Below are 17064 nucleotides of genomic sequence, written 5' to 3'. Positions count from 1 at the left end.
TAGCCAGAAAAATGATTGGATCGATTGCGTCAAAATGGACACCAGACGGCTCAAATCCTTTATCGTCATCGTCGATTCCGGCAGCATAACGCGAGCCGCCGATATATTACATGTGGCCCAGCCCGCTTTGAGCCAGCAACTCGCGTCGCTGGAAGAGCATTTTGGCCAAAAGCTTTTGAACCGCAGCCAGCAGGGGGTCAGCATGACCGATGCTGGACATGCTGTTTATCGTCATGCGCAGATCATCCTGCGTCAGATGGATCAGGCCCAGGCCGATGCATCGGCGGCCGGAAACTCGCTCGCCGGCCGCGTATCGGTCGGGCTTGTGCCCTTCAGCAGCGCTGCCACGCTCTCCATTGATCTGCTGGCGGAAACGCGCAAGCGTCACCCCGGCATCCTCCTCCATCTGACCGAAAGCGTTGGCCAGACCTACAGCCAGATGATTATGAACGGCCGTCTGGAGATGGCGCTGATCCATGGTTCCGGACCGATCAAGGGCGTTCGTTTCGAGCCCTTGCTCAGCGAGGAATTCTTTCTGGTGGCGCATCCAGATTTCGCGATCGAGGCCGATGACAAGCCCGTCTCCATCACAGCGCTGGACGGCCTTCCGCTGTTGATGCCGCCCGCCTACAATTTCGTCCGGCGTGCCGTAGACACTGCTTTCACGCGGACTCGAACCAACCTCAAAGTCGTCGGTGAAGTGGAAATCGTCAGGACACTGACACGGGCCGTCAGCATCGGTCTTGGGGCAACAATCATGCCCAAGGCCATCGCCGACCGGATCATTACGGAATCGAGCGAGCCGCTGATCTGCCGAATGGTCTCGCCGCGGATCGAAGAAACGCTTTCGCTTTGCACCTCCGATCACACGCCGCTCTCGGAACCCGCTGTCGCAGTCAAGGACATACTGATTGAGCTAACCGCGCGGCTGAAGGCGCCGCGCGGGTGACCGCAGAGGCTCAACGCATCTCAGCGCAAAACAGCGAAATCCGGGCGCAGGCTTCCGTTAGCTTCTCCATGCTGGTGGCATACGAGATGCGGAAGAATGGACTCATGCCGTAGGCGGCGCCCTGCACTGTGGCCACGTAATGCTCATTGACGAGCGCCATGACGAAATCGGTGTCGCTTTCGATCTTCCGCCCGCCCCTGCTCGTCCTGCCGATCAGGCCCGATATATTCGGGAAGATGTAAAAGGCACCTTCAGGCTTGTGGCATTTCAGGCCATCGATTTTGGCCAACTCGGACAGGACGAAATCGCGGCGCTGCTTGTAGATGGCGGCGCGCTCCTGGAGCAGTTCCTGCGGCCCATCCAGCACTGCTGCGGCTGCCGCCTGAACAATGGTCGCCGTGCCGCCGCCATTTTGGCCATTGACGTTGCTGATAGCCGCGATCAGATCCTTCGGTCCGCCGCAGAAGCCAAGGCGCCAACCCGTCATCGCATAGGCCTTGGACGCGCCATTGACAGTCAGCACACGATCGTAGAGCTTCGGCTCGACCTCAGCGATCGTGCAGAATTCGAAGTCGTCATAGATCAGGTGTTCGTAAATGTCGTCGGTCATGATCCACACATGCGGATGGCGCAGCATAACGTCGGCGATCGCCTTCATCTCGGCGCGCGAGCAGGCCGCACCTGTGGGATTGTTCGGGAAATTCAGAAACAGCCATTTTGTACGCGGCGTAATGGCAGCCTCCAGATCCTCGGCACGCAGCTTGAAGCCGGCCTCCTGCGGGCAAGCGACCGGCACGGGAACGGCGCCTGCGAACTTGACGATATCCGCATAGCTGATCCAGGACGGCGCGGGGATCACCACTTCATCGCCCGGATTGCAGGTGGCAAGCATGGCATTGAAGATGACCTGCTTGGCGCCGCCGCAGACCACGATCTGGCTTGCCTCGTAGTCAAGATTGTTCTCGCGCTTGAACTTACGCGCAATCGCCGCCTTCAGGGCTGGAGTGCCGTCCATCGACGGGTATTTGGTGTCACCCGCCAGCGCCGCAGCATGCGCCGCCTCAAGCGCATGCGACGGCGTAGCAAAATCGGGCTCTCCGGCGGAAAGGCTGATGACTTTAGTGCCCTGGGCGGCGAGGTCTCTGGCGCGCTGCGTCATAGCGGCGGAAGCGGAGATGGAAACGTTGTTAAGGCGATCGGCGATTGCTGGCATCGGACATGGCTTTCGGTGATGTTAAATCTAAAACGATGAAGGGGGGTGGCTATTCAACGATTTGGGCAGCCGGGACGATCGTTGCCCCCGCCGACTCGATCTCGCTGCGCACGATCCGCGCGAGCTCCAGCGATCCTGGAGTATCGCTGTGAACGAGGATGGAGCGGGCCGGCACACCAAGGGTCTCGCCCTCGATGGTCGTGACGGTGCCCGTCTTGAGGAATTGCCGGACGCGCCCACGAAGTTTTTCTTCTTCCTTGATTACGGCTCCAGGCAACCCGCGGGCGACAAGCTTGCCCTGGGCATCATAGGCGCGGTCGGCGAGGAACAGCAGGAGGGACTTCAGGCCCGCGCGAGCCGCAGCGTGCGCGATCGTGCTGTCGGGCATGGCAAAGACAATAAGGTTCGAATCGACCGCACGGATAGCGTCCATCATCACGTCAGCCAGAGCCGGATCCCGGTTCACCATGTTGCCCATAGCGGCGTGGAAGCTGATATGGGCGACGGGAACGCGTTCTGCCTTTGCGATCGCCGTCAGCGCCCCCAGCTGATACAGCATCTGCTGGCGCAGCTCGTCGGCAGAAAAAGGCAAGTCGCGGCGGCCGAAACCCAGCCTGTCCGGCAATCCTGGATGGGCGCCGATAGCGACGCCGTTCGCTTTGGCGAGGCGAACCATACGCGCCATCGTGTCAGGATCACCGGCATGGAAACCACAGGCGATGTTGGCTGAGGACACGACCTTCATCAGCGCCTCGTCGTCACAGAGCCGATAAGGCCCAAAACCCTCGCCCATGTCTGAATTGATGTCGATCTTCATTGATTTTTCCCTTTCCGTACGGCCGGCTTTGGCCCTGCCATGGTCTCCAGGGCGCGCCCGACCATCTGCGCGGTGTTGCGGACATCCTCCACATAGGCGGCGATTACTTTGTCGAGCGTCCGCGCCTCAGCGTGCGAGGAGCGGACGAAGCGAAGACGACTCCCGATCCGCGCCTGCCCGAGCCGCCAAAGATCGGCGTCGAGTACACCGGCGATCTTCGGATATCCGCCAGCGGTGTTAGCGTCGCTCATCTGCACGATGGGCTCACCGCCTGGGGGCACCTGAACCACTCCCGGAACGATGCCGTATGAGCGCATTTCCACCGGAGCCGTGGGCCGCACGGGCTCGCCGGAAAGCCGGTAGCCGGTCCGATCGCTTTGCGAGGAGATTTTCCAGCTCTGGCTCCAGAAACGTTCGCCATCGGCACCGAAAAGGTCGTGTTCGCCTGCAGGCAAGGCCCGGATGAGCAGCGTGTTATCGGCCGCCACGGGGAAAAACTCCGCCAGTGCGCTTGCCGGGGGCACGACACCCAGCCCGTCGGCCGGCAAGACCGTGGCAATGGGCTCGCCGAGGAGAAGTGTATCACCCTTCTGCAGGGCCCGGCCTTCAATGCCGCCAAAGGCGCCCCGCAGTGAGGTGCTGCGCGAGCCCATGACGATCGGGACGTCCACCCCTCCGGCGAAGGCGACGTAGGCACGGGCGGCTAAAGGAGATGGCAGGAGCTCAAGAACCTGTCCGGCGTCACAAGTCTGCGTCCACCAGGGCGGCAGAACGACGCCGTCGATTTTCGCGTTGGCTCCGCCGGTCACGGCGAACACCGTCGTCTCACGAAGACGGAGGCGGAACGGGAAGGTCTGCACCTCGATCGCCGCAGCGCCCTGATCATTGCCAACCAGCAGATTGGCGATCTTCAGCGCCAGGGGGTCCATGGCACCGCTCGCCGTAACACCGATATCGCGATAGCCCGGCCGGCCGAGATCCTGGATCGTGTTCAAAGGTCCGGTGTCGACGATCTCGATCACAGCTCGATCCTTTCCGGCAGGAAGCGTACGGTATCGCCCGGCGCCATGATCGCGGGCACGGCCGCGGTGGGGTCGAACATCTGGAGATCGGCAAAGCCGATTGAGTTCCAACCGTTCGGGCCGGTGAGCATCGCGACACCTGTCTGCATGCCGCCGATGGTGACGCAGCCCTTGGCCATCTTCAGGGACGGCACTGTCTTGCGCGGCATATGGATGCGAGGGTCCAGTCCGTGGAGATAGCCGAAACCCGGCGCGCTTCCCAGGGCAAAGACGGTATAGGTGCCCTCGTGATGAATGCGGACGGCCTCTCGGTCGGTCAATCCCGAACGATCGCAGAGCGCAGCCAGGTCGATGGCATGCTCGCCGCCGTAATGGACGCCTATCTCGATAGTCTTGCCCTTAATGTCGATGCTTTCGGCCCGCTGCCAGGCATCGCGAAGCCGCGCGATAACCGCATCCGGGTCCTCGGGCGTCGTCTTTAAGATTGCCAGGAGATTGGTCATCCCCGGCACGATCTCGCTAAGGTTGTCCCAGTGCCGGAGCGCGTGAGCAAGCGCCCAGATGCGCCTTTGGGCGGGAAGATCGAAGTCGCCGGGCGCTTCGAGCAGAAAAGCCCGAGCACCGATCGTGGAGATCTGGACCTCGCGCTGCAGGGCCGACGCGATCCGCGCCGGTGTACCAAGGGCGTTAGAGGAGCGATCTGTCGGTTGAGGCATGGGGGAGGTCATGGGCGGGGCTCGAATTCAAAAAGAGGATCGCCATAGCCAACGACGGAGCCATCCTCGGCAACCCTCCGTGTCATCACGCCTGGTTTAACAGCTTTGACCGGCAGGAGGATGGAACCGATCCCGATGAAGCCTAGAGTCTCGCCGGCCGCGACCTTAAGCGGAGGCTGCGATGGCGGAGCAGATGAAGCGGGATGATGGCTGCTGAACACTCCTGCCATCGGAGCTGAAACTTTGTCTGGCTTCGCTGCGCACGACGTTGATTGCAAGATCTGGACCAGTGGATCCGCACCGGGCGCATCTCGCCCGGTGACAATGCGCAACGTTCGCCCTGGCTGGATTATTTCGATGCCGTCAACACCGGCCGCCTGAAGAGCAGCCGCGAGAAAGGCAATCGTCGCGGGATCGCTGAAATCCACCACGCTCATGATGCTCTCCGTCGTTTCAGCCATTTTTCGAGATAGTGAATATCTGTCCCGCCGGTTGCAAAGCCCTCGTCGTCGAACAGCATGCGCAGCAGGGGGAGATTAGTGGAAATGCCTTCGATCTGCGTCTCGGCGAGCGCAGCGCGCATCGTGACGATTGCCTCGGCACGCGATGGCGCATGCACGATCAGCTTGCCAATCAGGGAATCGTAGTAGGGCGAAACCTTATATCCCGCGTGCACATGGGTATCGACGCGGATGCCTGGACCTGACGGCAGCGCTAACACCGTAATCGTGCCGGCCGAAGCGAGGAAAGTGGTGGGATCTTCGGCATTTATCCGGCATTCAAAAGCATGGCCATCCGCCATAACGTCGTTCTGAAGGATATCCAGCGGAATGCCCTGTGCCGCTTTGATCTGTGCTTGTACGATGTCGATACCGCTGGTCATTTCCGTCACCGGGTGTTCCACCTGCAGCCGTGTGTTCATCTCGATAAAATAGAAACCACCGTCCTCATAGAGAAACTCAAAAGTACCGACTCCGCGATAGCCGATCTGCAGGCAGGCTTTGACACACGCTTGCGCGACCGGCTCGATGACATGAGGCGCGATGCCGGGCGCAGGCGCTTCCTCGATGACCTTCTGGTGACGGCGCTGCATCGAGCAATCGCGATGGCCAAGCCAGACCGCGTTTCCATGCACGTCGCACAGCACCTGGATTTCGATGTGGCGCGGGTGCTGGAGAAACTTCTCCATGTAGAGCGCAGGCGATCCAAACGCCTGGCGGGCCTCCTCGCGAGTAACTGCGACGGATTCGTGCAGTGTGCCGGCGTCAGAAACCACACGCATGCCGCGTCCCCCTCCACCGCCCGCGGCCTTGACGATAACGGGATAGCCAATCTGCGAGGCAATTGCCTCGACGGCAGCGTGGTCGTCAGGCAGCTCGGAATCGGGCCCCGGAACGCATGGGACGCCCGCGGCGATCATCGCACTCTTGGCAGCAATCTTGTCGCCCATGGTGGCAATGGACTGGGCTGTCGGCCCAATGAACACCATCCCCGCTTCCTCTACGGCCTCGGCGAAGGCTGCGTTCTCTGACAGGAATCCATAGCCTGGATGAACCGCACCTGCGCCCGTGAGGCGCGCGGCGAGAAGGATCGCATCCTTGTTAAGATAGCTCTTGCCGGCGCTCGCCGGACCGATGCAAAGTAAGGTGTCCGCGAGAGTGCCATAGCTTGCCTGCCTGTCGGCTTGCGAGCAGACCATGACCGTCTTCAGGTCGAGATCTTTGCATGCCTTGAGAATTCTCAGCGCAATCTCTCCACGATTGGCGATCAACACCGTGTCGAAGCCTCGCTCCCGTTCGACAATGTTGTTTTGACCGTTGGGCATCAGACGATCTCCGCCAGTATGTCACCCGTCTCGACCTCGCTGCCGTCGATACCTGTGATATGGAGAATGCGGCCCGCCCGGGGGGCGACAATGTTGTTGAATACCTTCATGGCCTCGATGATAAAGAGGGTCTGTCCGGCCTCGACCGTGTCGCCGAGCCTGATGAATGCGTTTTCACCGGGAGCCGGAGCGGCGTGTAGCACTCCAAAGATTGGCGCATGGACTGGAATGGACACCGTATCCGGCGGCAAGATTTCGGTTGATGTCGACGTTGTCGGCGGTGCATGCGTTGAAGATGCGCCATGACTCGAGGCGTGCGTCCGGAAAATCCGGACGGTCGTATCTTTTTCCGTAACGGTAAGCTCGGTGATGTTCGAGTGGCCGACGAAGTCGATCAGAGTCTTTATTTTTGAAAGATCCATACGTCACCCGTGCTCAAGGCTACCGTCGTTCCGCTGATAGGAGCAGTGCCGACTTTCAAACTGACTACATCAGTGCAGAAGCGATGGGGTCAGACGAAGTTTTGATGGAGCTTGGTTTGCACGCTGGTTGGCCGATAGAACCATGGCTTGTCATCGCGATAGGGTCCCAAGGTTTCTATATCGCCATCTTCCGGTACCGACGCAAATAGCGGCCAGCAGCACGGCGCAAAACGGCGCGATCGTCATCGGCGAAGTTGTGTGCTTCCTATCGATCTGCGCCCTCGTTCCGCTGGCTAGGCCCGCAGGGAAACCGTTGAGCTGACAGCGACCAAGCATTTGGCGGTCATGTCGTCCGCCGTTTGGAGGGCACAGGCGGTATGTTCTTCAGCTCTCTGGCGCTGGCCGACGCAGTGGCATTTGTCGCGCCGCTGTTCACGGGTGTCGATAGGCTTTGTTGGCGTACTTGTGATGATGTCGCCGCATCCCGGCATTTGCGCAGGTGAAGGTGTGCCGGGCCGAGCAGCGAACGTCGCGGCGATGCTCGGCGCAGCAGCGGGACTGATCGCAGCGCTCTGTTCGGTAGAACGCGCTCGCGACATCTGAAGGCTGACGCGTTGCTGATCGCAGTTTTGAAACTTTCGGGCGGCTTCCTTCAGATGCCGCCCAATATAGCGCCGCTTTTAAAGATCGACCACAAGGCCTTTGGCCTTGAGAACCGGCTCGAGGTTGCTGACTTCGATCACGGACTTGCCCGCCTTGTAGGCCGCAATATAGCCGGCTTCGGCATCCTCGCGGGCCTGGGCGAGTTCAGCCACGGCAAGGGCTTCGTCCTTTCGAACAACGACAAGGCCGTCTGCATCGCCGACGATGATATCACCTGGAAAAACCAACTCGTCGCCGATGGTGATCGGATCGTTCACTGCCCCGAGCGTTTCCTTGACCGTCCCCTTGATGCAGACGCTCAGAGAAAAGACCGGAAAGCCGAGATCGCGAAGCTGCAGGGTGTCGCGGACGCCCGTGTCAGTAACCAGACCGCCTATGCCCTTGGCTAGGCAGGCATTGGCCAGCACGTCGCCAAACGATCCCGCTTCCTCGTACTCGCCGGCGGACACGACGATGATGTCACCAGGCTGGGCGTAGTTGATGGCAAGTTGCAGCATAATGTTGTCGCGTGGCGCGCATTTTACAGTCAAGGCCGGACCGCACAGCTTCATACGGTAATCGATCGGCTTCAGGCGAGAGGAGAGCGCCCCCCGGCGCCCCTGTGCCTCGTGCAGTGTTGCAGGAGAGAACTTAGCGATCGCCTCGACGGCCTCCCGGCTCGGGCGTTCAGGAATTTGTTTGATATGGATCATGATAGCCTCTGTTTGCTTTGTTGGCTCTAGTGGTTTTTTTGGATGGCGGAGAGGAACCCCCGCACGTCCGGGTGGGCCTCGGGGGAAAAGAACACCAGCGGCTTGGCATCGAACGTCAGTTCCCCGTTTTTCAGGAACCAGATGCGGTCGGCCACCTCACGGGCAAAGCCCATTTCGTGGGTCACGCACATCATGGTCATGCCTTCCCCCGAAAGCTGGCGAAGCAGTTTGAGGACTTCACTGACCATTTCAGGATCAAGCGCGCTGGTCGGCTCATCGAGGATCAGCACCTCGGGATTGAGGATGAGGGACCGGGCAATCGCCACGCGCTGGGACTGACCGCCGGAAATATCGGCAGGAAGCGCATGCGCCTTGTCTGCAAGTCCGACCCGCTCCAGCATCAGCAGTGCGGTTGGCAGCGCCTCCTTGCGCGATTGATGATGGAGCCGGCGCAAAGGCAGCATGACATTGTCGATGACGGTCAGATGTGGAAACAGATTGAATTGCTGGAAGACAAAGCCAATGCCCATCCTGAGCGTATTCACGTTTACCGACTTGGCGTAAATGTCCGCACCAGCGACGGTGATCGTGCCTTCCTGGATCGGCTCCAGTCGGTTGACCGTTCGCACCAAGGTGGATTTTCCTGAACCGGAGGGCCCGCACAGCACGATGGTCGTTCCCTTATCGACAGTCGCGGAAATGTCCTTGAGTACCTTGAGGGTGCCATACCACTTGGAAACGCCTTGAAACTCGATCATGCCACCGCCTCCACAACGACACGTCCCGTTCGCCTGTTGGCGATCCGCCTTTCCAGCCAGTTTGTTGCCTGGCTCAGCGCAAAGCAGAGGATGAAATACGTGGCGGCAAGAATCCCGAAGATCTGAAGCGGCTTGGTCACCTCGTTCGAGTTGACCTGCAACATCACGTAGGAAAGCTCCGAGACGGCGATGATCGATCCGAGCGAGGATTCCTTGATGATGGTCGTCAACTGGTTGACGATGCCGGGAATGACATTGAAAATCGCCTGTGGCAGGATTACGCGGAAGGTCGTCGGGACATAGCCCAATCCCAGCGCTTTGGCGGCTTCGCTTTGCCCCTTGGGCAGTCCCTCGATCCCAGCAGCAATGATCTCTCCAAGATAGGCAGCTTGGTACACAACAATGGCAAGGATCAGCGTATAGGTTGCGTCGATCGGAAATCCGATGACGATGGGCAGCGCGAAATAGGCCCAAAATATCAACATAAGAAGCGGAACAGCGCGCACGCTGTGCACGAACCCGCTTGCAATGGCCTTTGGCGTACGCAGCGGACCGGTTCGCGCCAGCGCGATCAGGACCGCGCAGGGAAAGGTGACGGCGAGGCTGACGATGGAGATGATGAGCGTCAGCGCCAATCCGCCCAGCTTTCCATGCGGGTATTCGCCAACCAATAGCATGAGACCGTATTCGCGAATGATCTCGAGCATTATTTCACCCTCAGCCGGAACCGGTCGGACAGAACGGCAGAGAGCCACATGATCGCAAAGGAGATCAGCATGTAGATTGCTGTTGCGATGCCGTACGCTTCGAAGATCCTGAAGGATTGTTCTTCGATGTAACGCGCCTGGTAGGAAAGCTCCGCGACGCCGATGCCGGCGGCAAGGCTGGTGCCTTTAAACAGGATCAGCGTTTGGCCAAGCAAGGCCGGAAGTGCCAGGCGCCAGGCCTGGGGCAGAATGACCCAGCGCATCGCACCAAGATAGGTCAGGCCCATCGAACGGGCGGCCTCCATTTGCGCGGGATGGATCGAGCGCATGCCGCTGCGAAAATCTTCCGACATATAGGCGGCTTTGTTGAGCGCCAGAGCCACGATCGCGTAGCCGATCTCGGCACCGATATCGTTCAGATAGTCGTTAACGCCATCAGGCAGCACAACGGCAAACCCGAAATACCACACGAACAACTGGATCAGCACCGGAACATTGCGGTGATATTCGACGAAAGCTGCGACAAGCAATTGTGTCGGCCGGAACTCAATGGCCCGAACGACGGTAAGGATAATCGCGAGGACCAGCCCGAAAACCCACGACAGGACGAAGAGGACCATCGTGGTTTGGACGCCCTGCAGGATGAGATCCAAATACTCCCCCCGCAGAACCTTGCCGAAATCGAGCTGGTAACCCATGATGCTGCAAGCCCACTGTGTTCTTCAGGACTAATTCGTAAACCAGGTCGACTGCGGCTTGCCGAACTCGAACTTGCGCGTTGCCTTCAGATCAGAGTCCTTGCCAAGCCACTTGTCATAAAGCTTTTGCCCCTCGCCGCTTTTCTCGATACTTGCCAGGAATTCGTCGGCTGCCTTTACGAGGTCGGGAGAGCCCTTGCGGAAGGCGAAACCGGACGGCATCGACAGCAATGGCTCGTCAAGGAAGCGCAGCGCCTTGATATCGTTACCGGCGTTGCGCTGAACGGCCTTGCCCTCGGAATGGCGATAGACCGTCGCCTTGACCTTGCCCTGCTGGAGTGCGAGGAACGATGCTGCGCTGGTCTCGAACGACAAAATGCGCGCGTCGGGGAGCCGCTTTTCAGTCAACGGAATGAGAACGGATCCCTTGACGAGACCAATGCGCGCTCCCGACAGATCATTGACTGTCTTGATATTCGAACCATCCAGAACGACAAAGTTAAAATCTTCGGCAATATAGGCACCGCTGAAATCAACCTGTTCGGCGCGTTCCTTGCTGTAGCTGAGGAGCGAGGAAAGAATGTCGACGCGACCTTGGGTCAACTCCGCCATGCGGGTCTGCGGCGATACGGGAGTGAGTTGGGGCTTGACGCCCAAGTATTTGGCGAACATGCCGCAAAGCTCAATTTCGTAGCCGGCAGGCTCACGCGTTTTGGGATCCTGGAATCCGAGCGGCGGCGAGTTCGTCAACACACCACAGTTCAGCGTTCCCGCGGTTTTAATGTCGTTGAGCTGGTCGGCAGCGACGATCGTCGAAAGACAGGCCGCACCGGCGAAGACCGCGGCGGCCAGAAATAGCTTCAGTTTCATTTTGTTCTCCTCCACAGCGAAACCTCTCGCTGTCAGGATGTTTTAGGCATGGCGGGCTATGCAAACAAATATATATTGGACATATTTGATATATCGTTTCAGTATGGCTATCGGAATATTGACATGGCTCTCGACCCGTTAAAGATGCGCTACTTCGCCAAGATTGCCGAACTCGGTTCGTTTACGCGCGCTTCCGGCGAACTTGGCGTCGCGCAGCCGGCGCTCAGCCTTCACATGCGCGGACTCGAAGAACAGCTGGGTGTCCAGCTCCTCAATCGCACGCCGCGTGGCGTCGTTGCCACCGAGGCAGGGCAGACGCTGCTGTCCCATGCCCAGGCTATCTTGCGCGCGCTCGACCAGGCGGAAGCAGCGACGAAGGAGCAGGCGAAATATCCAACGGGCGACGTTTCGCTTGGTATTTTGAGTTCAATTTGCCCCACGCTCTCAATTCCCGTGATCGAGGAATGTTCTCAGCGATTTCCAAAGATCCGCCTGACGATCAGCGAGGGTGACAGCCAAGCGCTTCGGGCAGCGGTGGATACGCGTGTCCACGATCTTGCTGTCACGCTGGACAGTGTGGCCAAACCGACGTCCATGCCGCTGTTTGAAGAAATGCTCTACGTCGCAGGCCCTTCAGGAGAATTCGCTGTCGACGCCACGTTGACGGTGCAAGAGGCGCTCGGCCTGCCGCTGATCCTGCCCACACGTCGCCATGGAATCCGTATTCTCCTTGAGCGGCAGGCCCTGATTTTTGGTCGGGAGCTGAATATTGTGCGCGAAATCGAAGGTGTGGCCAGCACGAAGGCGGCAGTGCGCGCCGGTCTCGGGTTGACGATCCTTGGGCGCGGCGCGATCCATGCCGACCATGAAAATAGAAGTCTTTCCGCCATCGCCCTGACGCATCCCGGCCTTACCCGGACCCTCGTTCTCGATATGCCGGTCAATCATCCGCCCACGCGCGCAGTCACCGAGGTGCGGAAAATTTTACTTGCCGTCGTCAGAAACCTCGGCGCCGAGGGCCACTGGGCTTGCCTCTCGCCGAAGGTGTCGGCAAGCCAATAGCGGCACAGCAGAAAGTGGCCCCGTTTGGCCGCCCTGCAAACGAGGACGTTACGAGAACGCGATCTGGGCTTTCATCGCCCGGCTGCGGTCCGAGGCGATCTCAAAGGCCAAGAGCGCATCTTCGAGCCGCACGGTGTGGGTGATCAGCGGTTTTACGTCAATCAGCCCGTTGCGCATCAACGAGACACCGGTTGCAAACTCCTCATGGAAGCGGAAGGAACCGCGCAGGTCCAACTCCTTGGCGGTGATTGCCATCATCGGCAGGCTCATATCACCGCCGAGCCCGAGCTGGACGATGACACCACGAGGTCTGAGTGCCGCGATACCACTGGAGAGCGCGGCCGCCGCGCCGGAGCATTCGTAGAGCACGTCGAAGGTTCCCTTGTTGGCTGAATAGGCCGCCAATGCCTCGGGCTCGTCCTTTGTATTGATTGTGCGGTCAGCGCAAGCCGTCTTCGCCATGGCGAGCGTGAAATCAGAAAGGTCGGTCGCAACGATCTCGGCGGCGCCGGCGCGGCGGGCAGATAGAATCGACAACACCCCGATCGGACCGCAGCCTGTGACGAGCACGCGCTTGCCCAGCATTTCGCCGGCACGCCGGGTCGCATGCAGCGTCACGGCCAAAGGTTCGGCCATGGCCGCTTCGCCGGGCGTTAGGTCTCCGGCCGGCACGCATTGAAAGGCATCTGCAACGAGGCTCTCACGAAAGGCGCCCTGAATATGCGGAAAAGGCATTGCGCTGCCATAAAAGCGCATGTTGAGGCATTGATTGTGGAGGCCCTCCTGACAGTATTTGCAACTCCGGCAGGGACGCGAGGGCGAGACGGCAACAAGATCGCCGACCGCAAAGCCCTCGACACCTTCCCCAAGCGCTTCCACGGTGGCGGAAACCTCGTGGCCGAGGATCATCGGCTGCTTCAGGCGGACGGTGCCGAAGCCGCCATGATTGTAGTAATGCAGATCGCTGCCGCAGATCCCGCCGGTGGCGAGGCGCAGTTTCACCTCACCTGGACCGGCCTGCTCTTCGCGCACGTCTTCGATACGCACGTCCTTGGCCGCGTGTGCGACGATGGCTTTCATGACTTCTTCCTTCAAAGAACCGGCGTCAGGAGCGGCGCTCCGGAGAAATGCGCTGCAAGATTGTCGCGCATCAGCTTGCCCATGGCCTTGCGGGTCTCGATGGTTCCGGAGGCGTGGTGCGGCTGGAGCAGGACGTTATCGAGCGCAAGGAAGCGCGGGTTGAGCTTCGGCTCGCCCTCAAAGACGTCAAGCGCGGCAGAGCCGAGCGCGCCGCTTTCGAGCGCATCGAGCAAAGCTTCCTCATCGATGTTGGAGGCCCGCGAGATGTTGATCAGCATGCCCTGTGGACCGAGAGCAGCGATTACGTCGGGGCCGACAATGTGGCGTGTCTCGGCGGATGCTGCGAGCGTGACAAACAGGAAGTCCACATCCCGCGCAAGTTCGACCGGATCAGCGACGAAGCGCATGCCCTCAGCATAGGACTTCGCCCCAACGTCGCTGTAGGAAATCTCCATGTCAAACCCCTTGAGACGCTTGGCGACCTCGAAACCGATACGGCCAAGGCCAAGAATGCCAGCGCGTCGTCCCCACACGCGGCGTTTGACCGGATACAGACCCTTCGCGCTCCAGCTGCCATCCTTCACCCAGCCTTCGGCACCGATCACGCCGCGCGACTGGCAAAGCATCATCGCGACGCCAAGATCGGCGACGTCGTTGGTCAGGACATCGGGCGTGTTGGTGACGCGGATGCCCTTCTCCTGGCAGGCTGAAAGATCGACGGCGTCGTAGCCGACACCGTAGACAGAGATGATTTCCAGATTGGGGCAGGCCTCGATCATTGCCCGGTTGGCGCCAAGCTCGCCGCGCGTTGCAATGGCACGTATGCTTGGGCCGCTCTTTGCAAGAAACGCTGGTTTGTCGGCGATATCGAAGTAGCGGTGCACGCCGAAGGCGGCGTTCAGCGGCTCCTCGTCCCATTGGGGATAAGGCCCGAGCTGCAGGATTTCCGGGTTCGACATTTTGCTTTTTCCTCCAAAGGAACTGGCTTGACAGAAAATGTTATCGATAACATAAACGTGGTTGGAGACGTTTGTCGAGGCAAAAAATCGGAGGAAAGATATGTCGCTGCAACTTTTCGACCTTAAGGGACGGCGCGCACTCGTCACCGGCTCCTCGCAAGGGATCGGGCTTGCGCTGGCGGCCGGGCTTCAGCGAGCGGGCGTGGCCGTGGTGCTGAATGGCCGCGACGCAACCAAGCTCGCGACGGCGGCGGAGAGCTTTTTAGCGCCGGTCGGTGTGCTCGCCTTCGACGTAACCGACCATCAGTCGGCGCGCGAAGCCATTGACCGCTTCGAGACCGAGACCGGGCCGATCGACATCCTCGTCAACAATGCCGGCATGCAGTTTCGTGCGCCGCTGGAAGACTTCCCCGCCGATGCCTTCGAGCGGCTGCTGCGCACCAATATCTCCAGCGTCTTCAACGTCGGCCAGGCCGTCGCGCGCCATATGATCGGCCGCGGACAGGGCAAGATCATTAATATCGCCAGCGTCCAGACCGCGCTGGCCCGGCCCTCAATCGCCCCCTATACGGCGACCAAGGGCGCGGTCGGCAATCTCACCAAGGGCATGGCGACGGATTGGGCGCGATACGGGCTGCAATGCAACGCGATCGCGCCCGGCTACTTCGACACGCCGCTCAACGCAGCGCTGGTCAGTGACGAAACATTCTCAGCCTGGCTCGAAAAGCGCACACCGGCCGGTCGCTGGGGCAAGGTCGAGGAACTGGTCGGCGCCTGCATCTTCCTCGCCTCGGATGCCTCGTCCTTCGTCAACGGTCATACCTTGTACGTCGATGGCGGCATCACGGCGTCGCTCTAAGGTGGCTCGCCCGACCAAACTTGTGATCATGGGCGTTTCAGGCTGCGGTAAATCCACGGTGGGCGCCGCACTCGCCAAGGCGCTGGACGCAACCTACGTCGACGGCGACGATCTGCATACACCAGAGAACATCGCCAAGATGAGCACCGGAACGCCACTCCACGACACCGATCGCTGGCCTTGGCTTGACCGGGTAGGCGATGCTCTCGCCCATCGCCAGGAAACCACGATAATTGGCTGCTCTGCACTTAAGCGGGCTTATCGTGACCGGATCCGCGCGAAAGTTGAAGAGCCCGTTCTGTTCATCCACCTGTCTGGGACGAGAGAAGAGATCGCCAGGCGAATGCACAACCGACCGGGACATTTCATGCCGGCTTCCCTGCTCGACAGCCAGTTCGCCGCGCTGGAAGCGCCGCGTTCAGACGAATTCGCCGTCACGGTCGCGATCAACCAGCCTCTCGTTGAAATTGTGCAAGAATTGACCAGGACCATCGAGATGCTGCAACAAAACAGAAATGGTTGGCGTCAATCTATCTAACTTGAAGCACATACGAGATTGGCCTGTGACCAGCCTTGCATTGCTCGGACAAAGGAGATGTAGTGCCCTGCAACTTTGAACTGAAGCCAGCATAACGCACCATGAGTCTAGATCGAAAGCCACCCACCATGGCCGATATTGCCCGCGTGGCGGGCGTGTCCTCAATGACGGTCTCGCGCGCATTCAAAACCGACAGCCTGATCAGCCTGGAGACACGAACGGCCATACTCGTGGCTGCCGAAGAACTCGGCTACGTCTTCGATTCCACCGCGTCGAACCTGCGCTCCCAAAAGACGGGTTTCGTCGCCGTTACCATTCCCTCGATCAACAACGCAAACTTCGCCGATACGATTGCAGGGCTGTCGGGCGCGCTCGCTGCTCGTGATATGCAGACCATCCTTGGTTATACCAACTATGACATGGAAAACGAGGAGCGACTGATCGAGCAACTTCTTCGCCGCAAGCCACAGGCGATCGTCGTGACCGGTGGTCGGCATACACCACGGGCACAAAAGCTACTGGAGAACGCCCATATCCCTGTGATCGAGACATGGGATGTGCCGGCCAAGCCAATCGGCCACTATGTGGGTTTTTCGAACGCCGGAGCGGTACGGGGCATGGTCGATCACTTTGTCGCCGTTGGCTACGAGCGCATTGCCTTTATCGGCGGCGATGCCGGCGGGGACATCCGCGGCAGTGATCGTCGTTACGGGTTCGTACAGGCCATGACAGGACACGGCCTGGACTGCTCTCGTCTCATCGCTGCAGGCGCGCCGCCGATTTCCATGCGCGAGGGTGCGGTCGCCATGGCAGCCCTGCTGAAGGATCACCCGGACACAGAGGCGGTCATCTGCGTCTCGGACCTTTCGGCATTTGGCGCACTAACGGAATGTCAGCGGCGAAACATCGCTGTGCCGCAACAGATAGCAATAGGGGGCTTTGGCAACTACGAAATCGGCAACATTGCCGTGCCGACACTGACAACGATCGATGTTCGTGCCCGCGAGATCGGCGAGATCGCCGCTGCTCTGATCCTCGATCTTCTTGACGGCAAGGAGAACGTCACTCAAAGGGCGATTGAACCGACGCTTCTTGTACGGGAAAGCAGCCGCTAAAGCTTCGGCCGTGTTTTTCGTCGTATTGAACGTATCGAACAGCTGATACCGTCTTCAACTGTCAAACACTCTTAAAACTACGGCGTCTATTCAAAGTCG

The 17064-nt window shown here is 59.8% G+C and carries 20 protein-coding genes; 6 read left to right on the top strand and 14 right to left on the bottom strand.

Annotated features, from left to right (window positions below; translation table 11 throughout):
- Positions 1-34: 34 nt before the first annotated feature.
- Positions 35-949, top strand: coding sequence for a nitrogen assimilation transcriptional regulator NAC (nac, locus tag CU102_RS23680; RefSeq protein ID WP_106713576.1), 915 nt, complete (start codon positions 35-37; stop codon positions 947-949).
- Between the two features lie 10 nt (positions 950-959).
- On the opposite strand, the gene CU102_RS23675 is transcribed toward nac, so the two are convergent.
- From CU102_RS23675 to CU102_RS23645, 7 genes are read right to left on the bottom strand one after another with little or no spacing between them, the layout of a single operon-like run.
- Complete coding sequence (locus CU102_RS23675; RefSeq protein ID WP_106713543.1) at positions 960-2162, bottom strand: pyridoxal phosphate-dependent aminotransferase; 1203 nt, start codon at positions 2160-2162, stop codon at positions 960-962.
- A gap of 49 nt (positions 2163-2211) precedes the next feature.
- A complete protein-coding gene (locus CU102_RS23670; protein WP_106713542.1) occupies positions 2212-2979 on the bottom strand; it encodes a 5-oxoprolinase subunit PxpA in 768 nt (255 codons plus the stop codon).
- The gene (locus CU102_RS23665; protein ID WP_106713541.1) at positions 2976-4001 is read right to left on the bottom strand and encodes a 5-oxoprolinase subunit C family protein; all 1026 of its coding nucleotides are present in this window, start codon (positions 3999-4001) and stop codon (positions 2976-2978) included. Before CU102_RS23665 ends, CU102_RS23670 begins: the two co-directional genes overlap by 4 nt.
- Positions 3998-4717 carry a 5-oxoprolinase subunit PxpB gene (gene pxpB / locus CU102_RS23660; protein ID WP_106713540.1) on the bottom strand — a complete coding sequence of 240 codons (720 nt, stop codon included), beginning with the start codon at positions 4715-4717 and terminating at the stop codon, positions 3998-4000. The genes CU102_RS23665 and pxpB overlap by 4 nt, the downstream gene beginning before the upstream one ends.
- Before the next feature lie 8 nt (positions 4718-4725).
- Complete coding sequence (locus CU102_RS23655; RefSeq protein ID WP_106713539.1) at positions 4726-5154, bottom strand: acetyl-CoA carboxylase; 429 nt, start codon at positions 5152-5154, stop codon at positions 4726-4728.
- Positions 5151-6542: an acetyl-CoA carboxylase biotin carboxylase subunit gene (locus tag CU102_RS23650; RefSeq protein WP_106713538.1), complete on the bottom strand. Its 1392-nt coding sequence runs from the start codon at positions 6540-6542 to the stop codon at positions 5151-5153. The genes CU102_RS23655 and CU102_RS23650 overlap by 4 nt, the downstream gene beginning before the upstream one ends.
- Positions 6542-6964, bottom strand: a complete 423-nt coding sequence (locus CU102_RS23645; RefSeq protein ID WP_106713537.1) for an acetyl-CoA carboxylase biotin carboxyl carrier protein — start codon at positions 6962-6964, stop codon at positions 6542-6544. The genes CU102_RS23650 and CU102_RS23645 overlap by 1 nt, the downstream gene beginning before the upstream one ends.
- A 345-nt stretch (positions 6965-7309) precedes the next feature.
- On the opposite strand from CU102_RS23645, the gene CU102_RS29485 reads away from it, so the two are divergent.
- Positions 7310-7567: a hypothetical protein gene (locus CU102_RS29485; protein WP_133624681.1), complete on the top strand. Its 258-nt coding sequence runs from the start codon at positions 7310-7312 to the stop codon at positions 7565-7567.
- Between the two features lie 77 nt (positions 7568-7644).
- On the opposite strand, the gene CU102_RS23635 is transcribed toward CU102_RS29485, so the two are convergent.
- From CU102_RS23635 to CU102_RS23615, 5 genes are read right to left on the bottom strand one after another with little or no spacing between them, the layout of a single operon-like run.
- On the bottom strand, positions 7645-8319 hold the full coding sequence (locus CU102_RS23635; RefSeq protein ID WP_106713535.1) for a 4-carboxy-4-hydroxy-2-oxoadipate aldolase/oxaloacetate decarboxylase: 675 nt from the start codon (positions 8317-8319) through the stop codon (positions 7645-7647).
- Between the two features lie 26 nt (positions 8320-8345).
- Positions 8346-9077, bottom strand: a complete 732-nt coding sequence (locus CU102_RS23630) for an amino acid ABC transporter ATP-binding protein (RefSeq protein WP_106713534.1) — start codon at positions 9075-9077, stop codon at positions 8346-8348.
- On the bottom strand, positions 9074-9784 hold the full coding sequence (locus tag CU102_RS23625; protein WP_106713533.1) for an amino acid ABC transporter permease: 711 nt from the start codon (positions 9782-9784) through the stop codon (positions 9074-9076). The genes CU102_RS23630 and CU102_RS23625 overlap by 4 nt, the downstream gene beginning before the upstream one ends.
- Positions 9784-10482, bottom strand: a complete 699-nt coding sequence (locus CU102_RS23620) for an amino acid ABC transporter permease (RefSeq protein WP_106713532.1) — start codon at positions 10480-10482, stop codon at positions 9784-9786. The genes CU102_RS23625 and CU102_RS23620 overlap by 1 nt, the downstream gene beginning before the upstream one ends.
- A 30-nt stretch (positions 10483-10512) precedes the next feature.
- On the bottom strand, positions 10513-11352 hold the full coding sequence (locus CU102_RS23615) for a transporter substrate-binding domain-containing protein (protein ID WP_106713531.1): 840 nt from the start codon (positions 11350-11352) through the stop codon (positions 10513-10515).
- Between the two features lie 123 nt (positions 11353-11475).
- On the opposite strand from CU102_RS23615, the gene CU102_RS23610 reads away from it, so the two are divergent.
- Complete coding sequence (locus CU102_RS23610) at positions 11476-12414, top strand: LysR family transcriptional regulator (RefSeq protein ID WP_106713575.1); 939 nt, start codon at positions 11476-11478, stop codon at positions 12412-12414.
- A gap of 48 nt (positions 12415-12462) precedes the next feature.
- Here CU102_RS23610 and CU102_RS23605 read toward each other — a convergent pair whose 3' ends face one another.
- Both CU102_RS23605 and CU102_RS23600 read right to left on the bottom strand, forming a co-directional pair.
- Positions 12463-13494, bottom strand: coding sequence for an L-idonate 5-dehydrogenase (locus CU102_RS23605; protein WP_106713530.1), 1032 nt, complete (start codon positions 13492-13494; stop codon positions 12463-12465).
- Positions 13495-13505: 11 nt separating this feature from the next.
- Positions 13506-14453, bottom strand: coding sequence for a 2-hydroxyacid dehydrogenase (locus tag CU102_RS23600; RefSeq protein WP_106713529.1), 948 nt, complete (start codon positions 14451-14453; stop codon positions 13506-13508).
- 100 nt (positions 14454-14553) lie between these two features.
- Between CU102_RS23600 and CU102_RS23595 the strand changes: the two genes are divergently transcribed.
- From CU102_RS23595 to CU102_RS23585, 3 genes are all read left to right on the top strand, one after another.
- Positions 14554-15312, top strand: a complete 759-nt coding sequence (locus tag CU102_RS23595; RefSeq protein ID WP_106713528.1) for an SDR family oxidoreductase — start codon at positions 14554-14556, stop codon at positions 15310-15312.
- Between the two features lie 28 nt (positions 15313-15340).
- Complete coding sequence (locus tag CU102_RS23590; RefSeq protein ID WP_166648557.1) at positions 15341-15850, top strand: gluconokinase; 510 nt, start codon at positions 15341-15343, stop codon at positions 15848-15850.
- A 101-nt stretch (positions 15851-15951) separates the two neighbouring features.
- Positions 15952-16965: a LacI family DNA-binding transcriptional regulator gene (locus CU102_RS23585; protein ID WP_106713526.1), complete on the top strand. Its 1014-nt coding sequence runs from the start codon at positions 15952-15954 to the stop codon at positions 16963-16965.
- Positions 16966-17064 lie beyond the last annotated feature (99 nt).

This window comes from Phyllobacterium brassicacearum, assembly GCF_003010955.1.
Lineage (GTDB): Bacteria > Pseudomonadota > Alphaproteobacteria > Rhizobiales > Rhizobiaceae > Phyllobacterium > Phyllobacterium brassicacearum.
The sequence above is the reverse complement of the archived record's forward strand: the minus strand, read 5'-3'. Positions and strand labels throughout refer to the sequence as shown.

Coding starts and splice junctions, on each gene's coding strand:
- CU102_RS23650 (WP_106713538.1), bottom strand. CDS start 6,542: ATGCCCAACGGTCAAAACAACATTGTCGAACGGGAGCGAGGCTTCGAC.
- CU102_RS23600 (WP_106713529.1), bottom strand. CDS start 14,453: ATGTCGAACCCGGAAATCCTGCAGCTCGGGCCTTATCCCCAATGGGAC.
- CU102_RS23585 (WP_106713526.1), top strand. CDS start 15,952: ATGAGTCTAGATCGAAAGCCACCCACCATGGCCGATATTGCCCGCGTG.
- CU102_RS29485 (WP_133624681.1), top strand. CDS start 7,310: ATGTCGTCCGCCGTTTGGAGGGCACAGGCGGTATGTTCTTCAGCTCTC.
- CU102_RS23625 (WP_106713533.1), bottom strand. CDS start 9,784: ATGCTCGAGATCATTCGCGAATACGGTCTCATGCTATTGGTTGGCGAA.
- CU102_RS23595 (WP_106713528.1), top strand. CDS start 14,554: ATGTCGCTGCAACTTTTCGACCTTAAGGGACGGCGCGCACTCGTCACC.
- CU102_RS23645 (WP_106713537.1), bottom strand. CDS start 6,964: ATGGATCTTTCAAAAATAAAGACTCTGATCGACTTCGTCGGCCACTCG.
- CU102_RS23615 (WP_106713531.1), bottom strand. CDS start 11,352: ATGAAACTGAAGCTATTTCTGGCCGCCGCGGTCTTCGCCGGTGCGGCC.
- CU102_RS23605 (WP_106713530.1), bottom strand. CDS start 13,494: ATGAAAGCCATCGTCGCACACGCGGCCAAGGACGTGCGTATCGAAGAC.
- pxpB (WP_106713540.1), bottom strand. CDS start 4,717: ATGCCTCAACCGACAGATCGCTCCTCTAACGCCCTTGGTACACCGGCG.
- CU102_RS23655 (WP_106713539.1), bottom strand. CDS start 5,154: ATGAGCGTGGTGGATTTCAGCGATCCCGCGACGATTGCCTTTCTCGCG.
- CU102_RS23635 (WP_106713535.1), bottom strand. CDS start 8,319: ATGATCCATATCAAACAAATTCCTGAACGCCCGAGCCGGGAGGCCGTC.
- CU102_RS23630 (WP_106713534.1), bottom strand. CDS start 9,077: ATGATCGAGTTTCAAGGCGTTTCCAAGTGGTATGGCACCCTCAAGGTA.
- CU102_RS23670 (WP_106713542.1), bottom strand. CDS start 2,979: ATGAAGATCGACATCAATTCAGACATGGGCGAGGGTTTTGGGCCTTAT.
- CU102_RS23610 (WP_106713575.1), top strand. CDS start 11,476: ATGGCTCTCGACCCGTTAAAGATGCGCTACTTCGCCAAGATTGCCGAA.
- nac (WP_106713576.1), top strand. CDS start 35: ATGGACACCAGACGGCTCAAATCCTTTATCGTCATCGTCGATTCCGGC.
- CU102_RS23620 (WP_106713532.1), bottom strand. CDS start 10,482: ATGGGTTACCAGCTCGATTTCGGCAAGGTTCTGCGGGGGGAGTATTTG.
- CU102_RS23590 (WP_166648557.1), top strand. CDS start 15,341: ATGGGCGTTTCAGGCTGCGGTAAATCCACGGTGGGCGCCGCACTCGCC.
- CU102_RS23675 (WP_106713543.1), bottom strand. CDS start 2,162: ATGCCAGCAATCGCCGATCGCCTTAACAACGTTTCCATCTCCGCTTCC.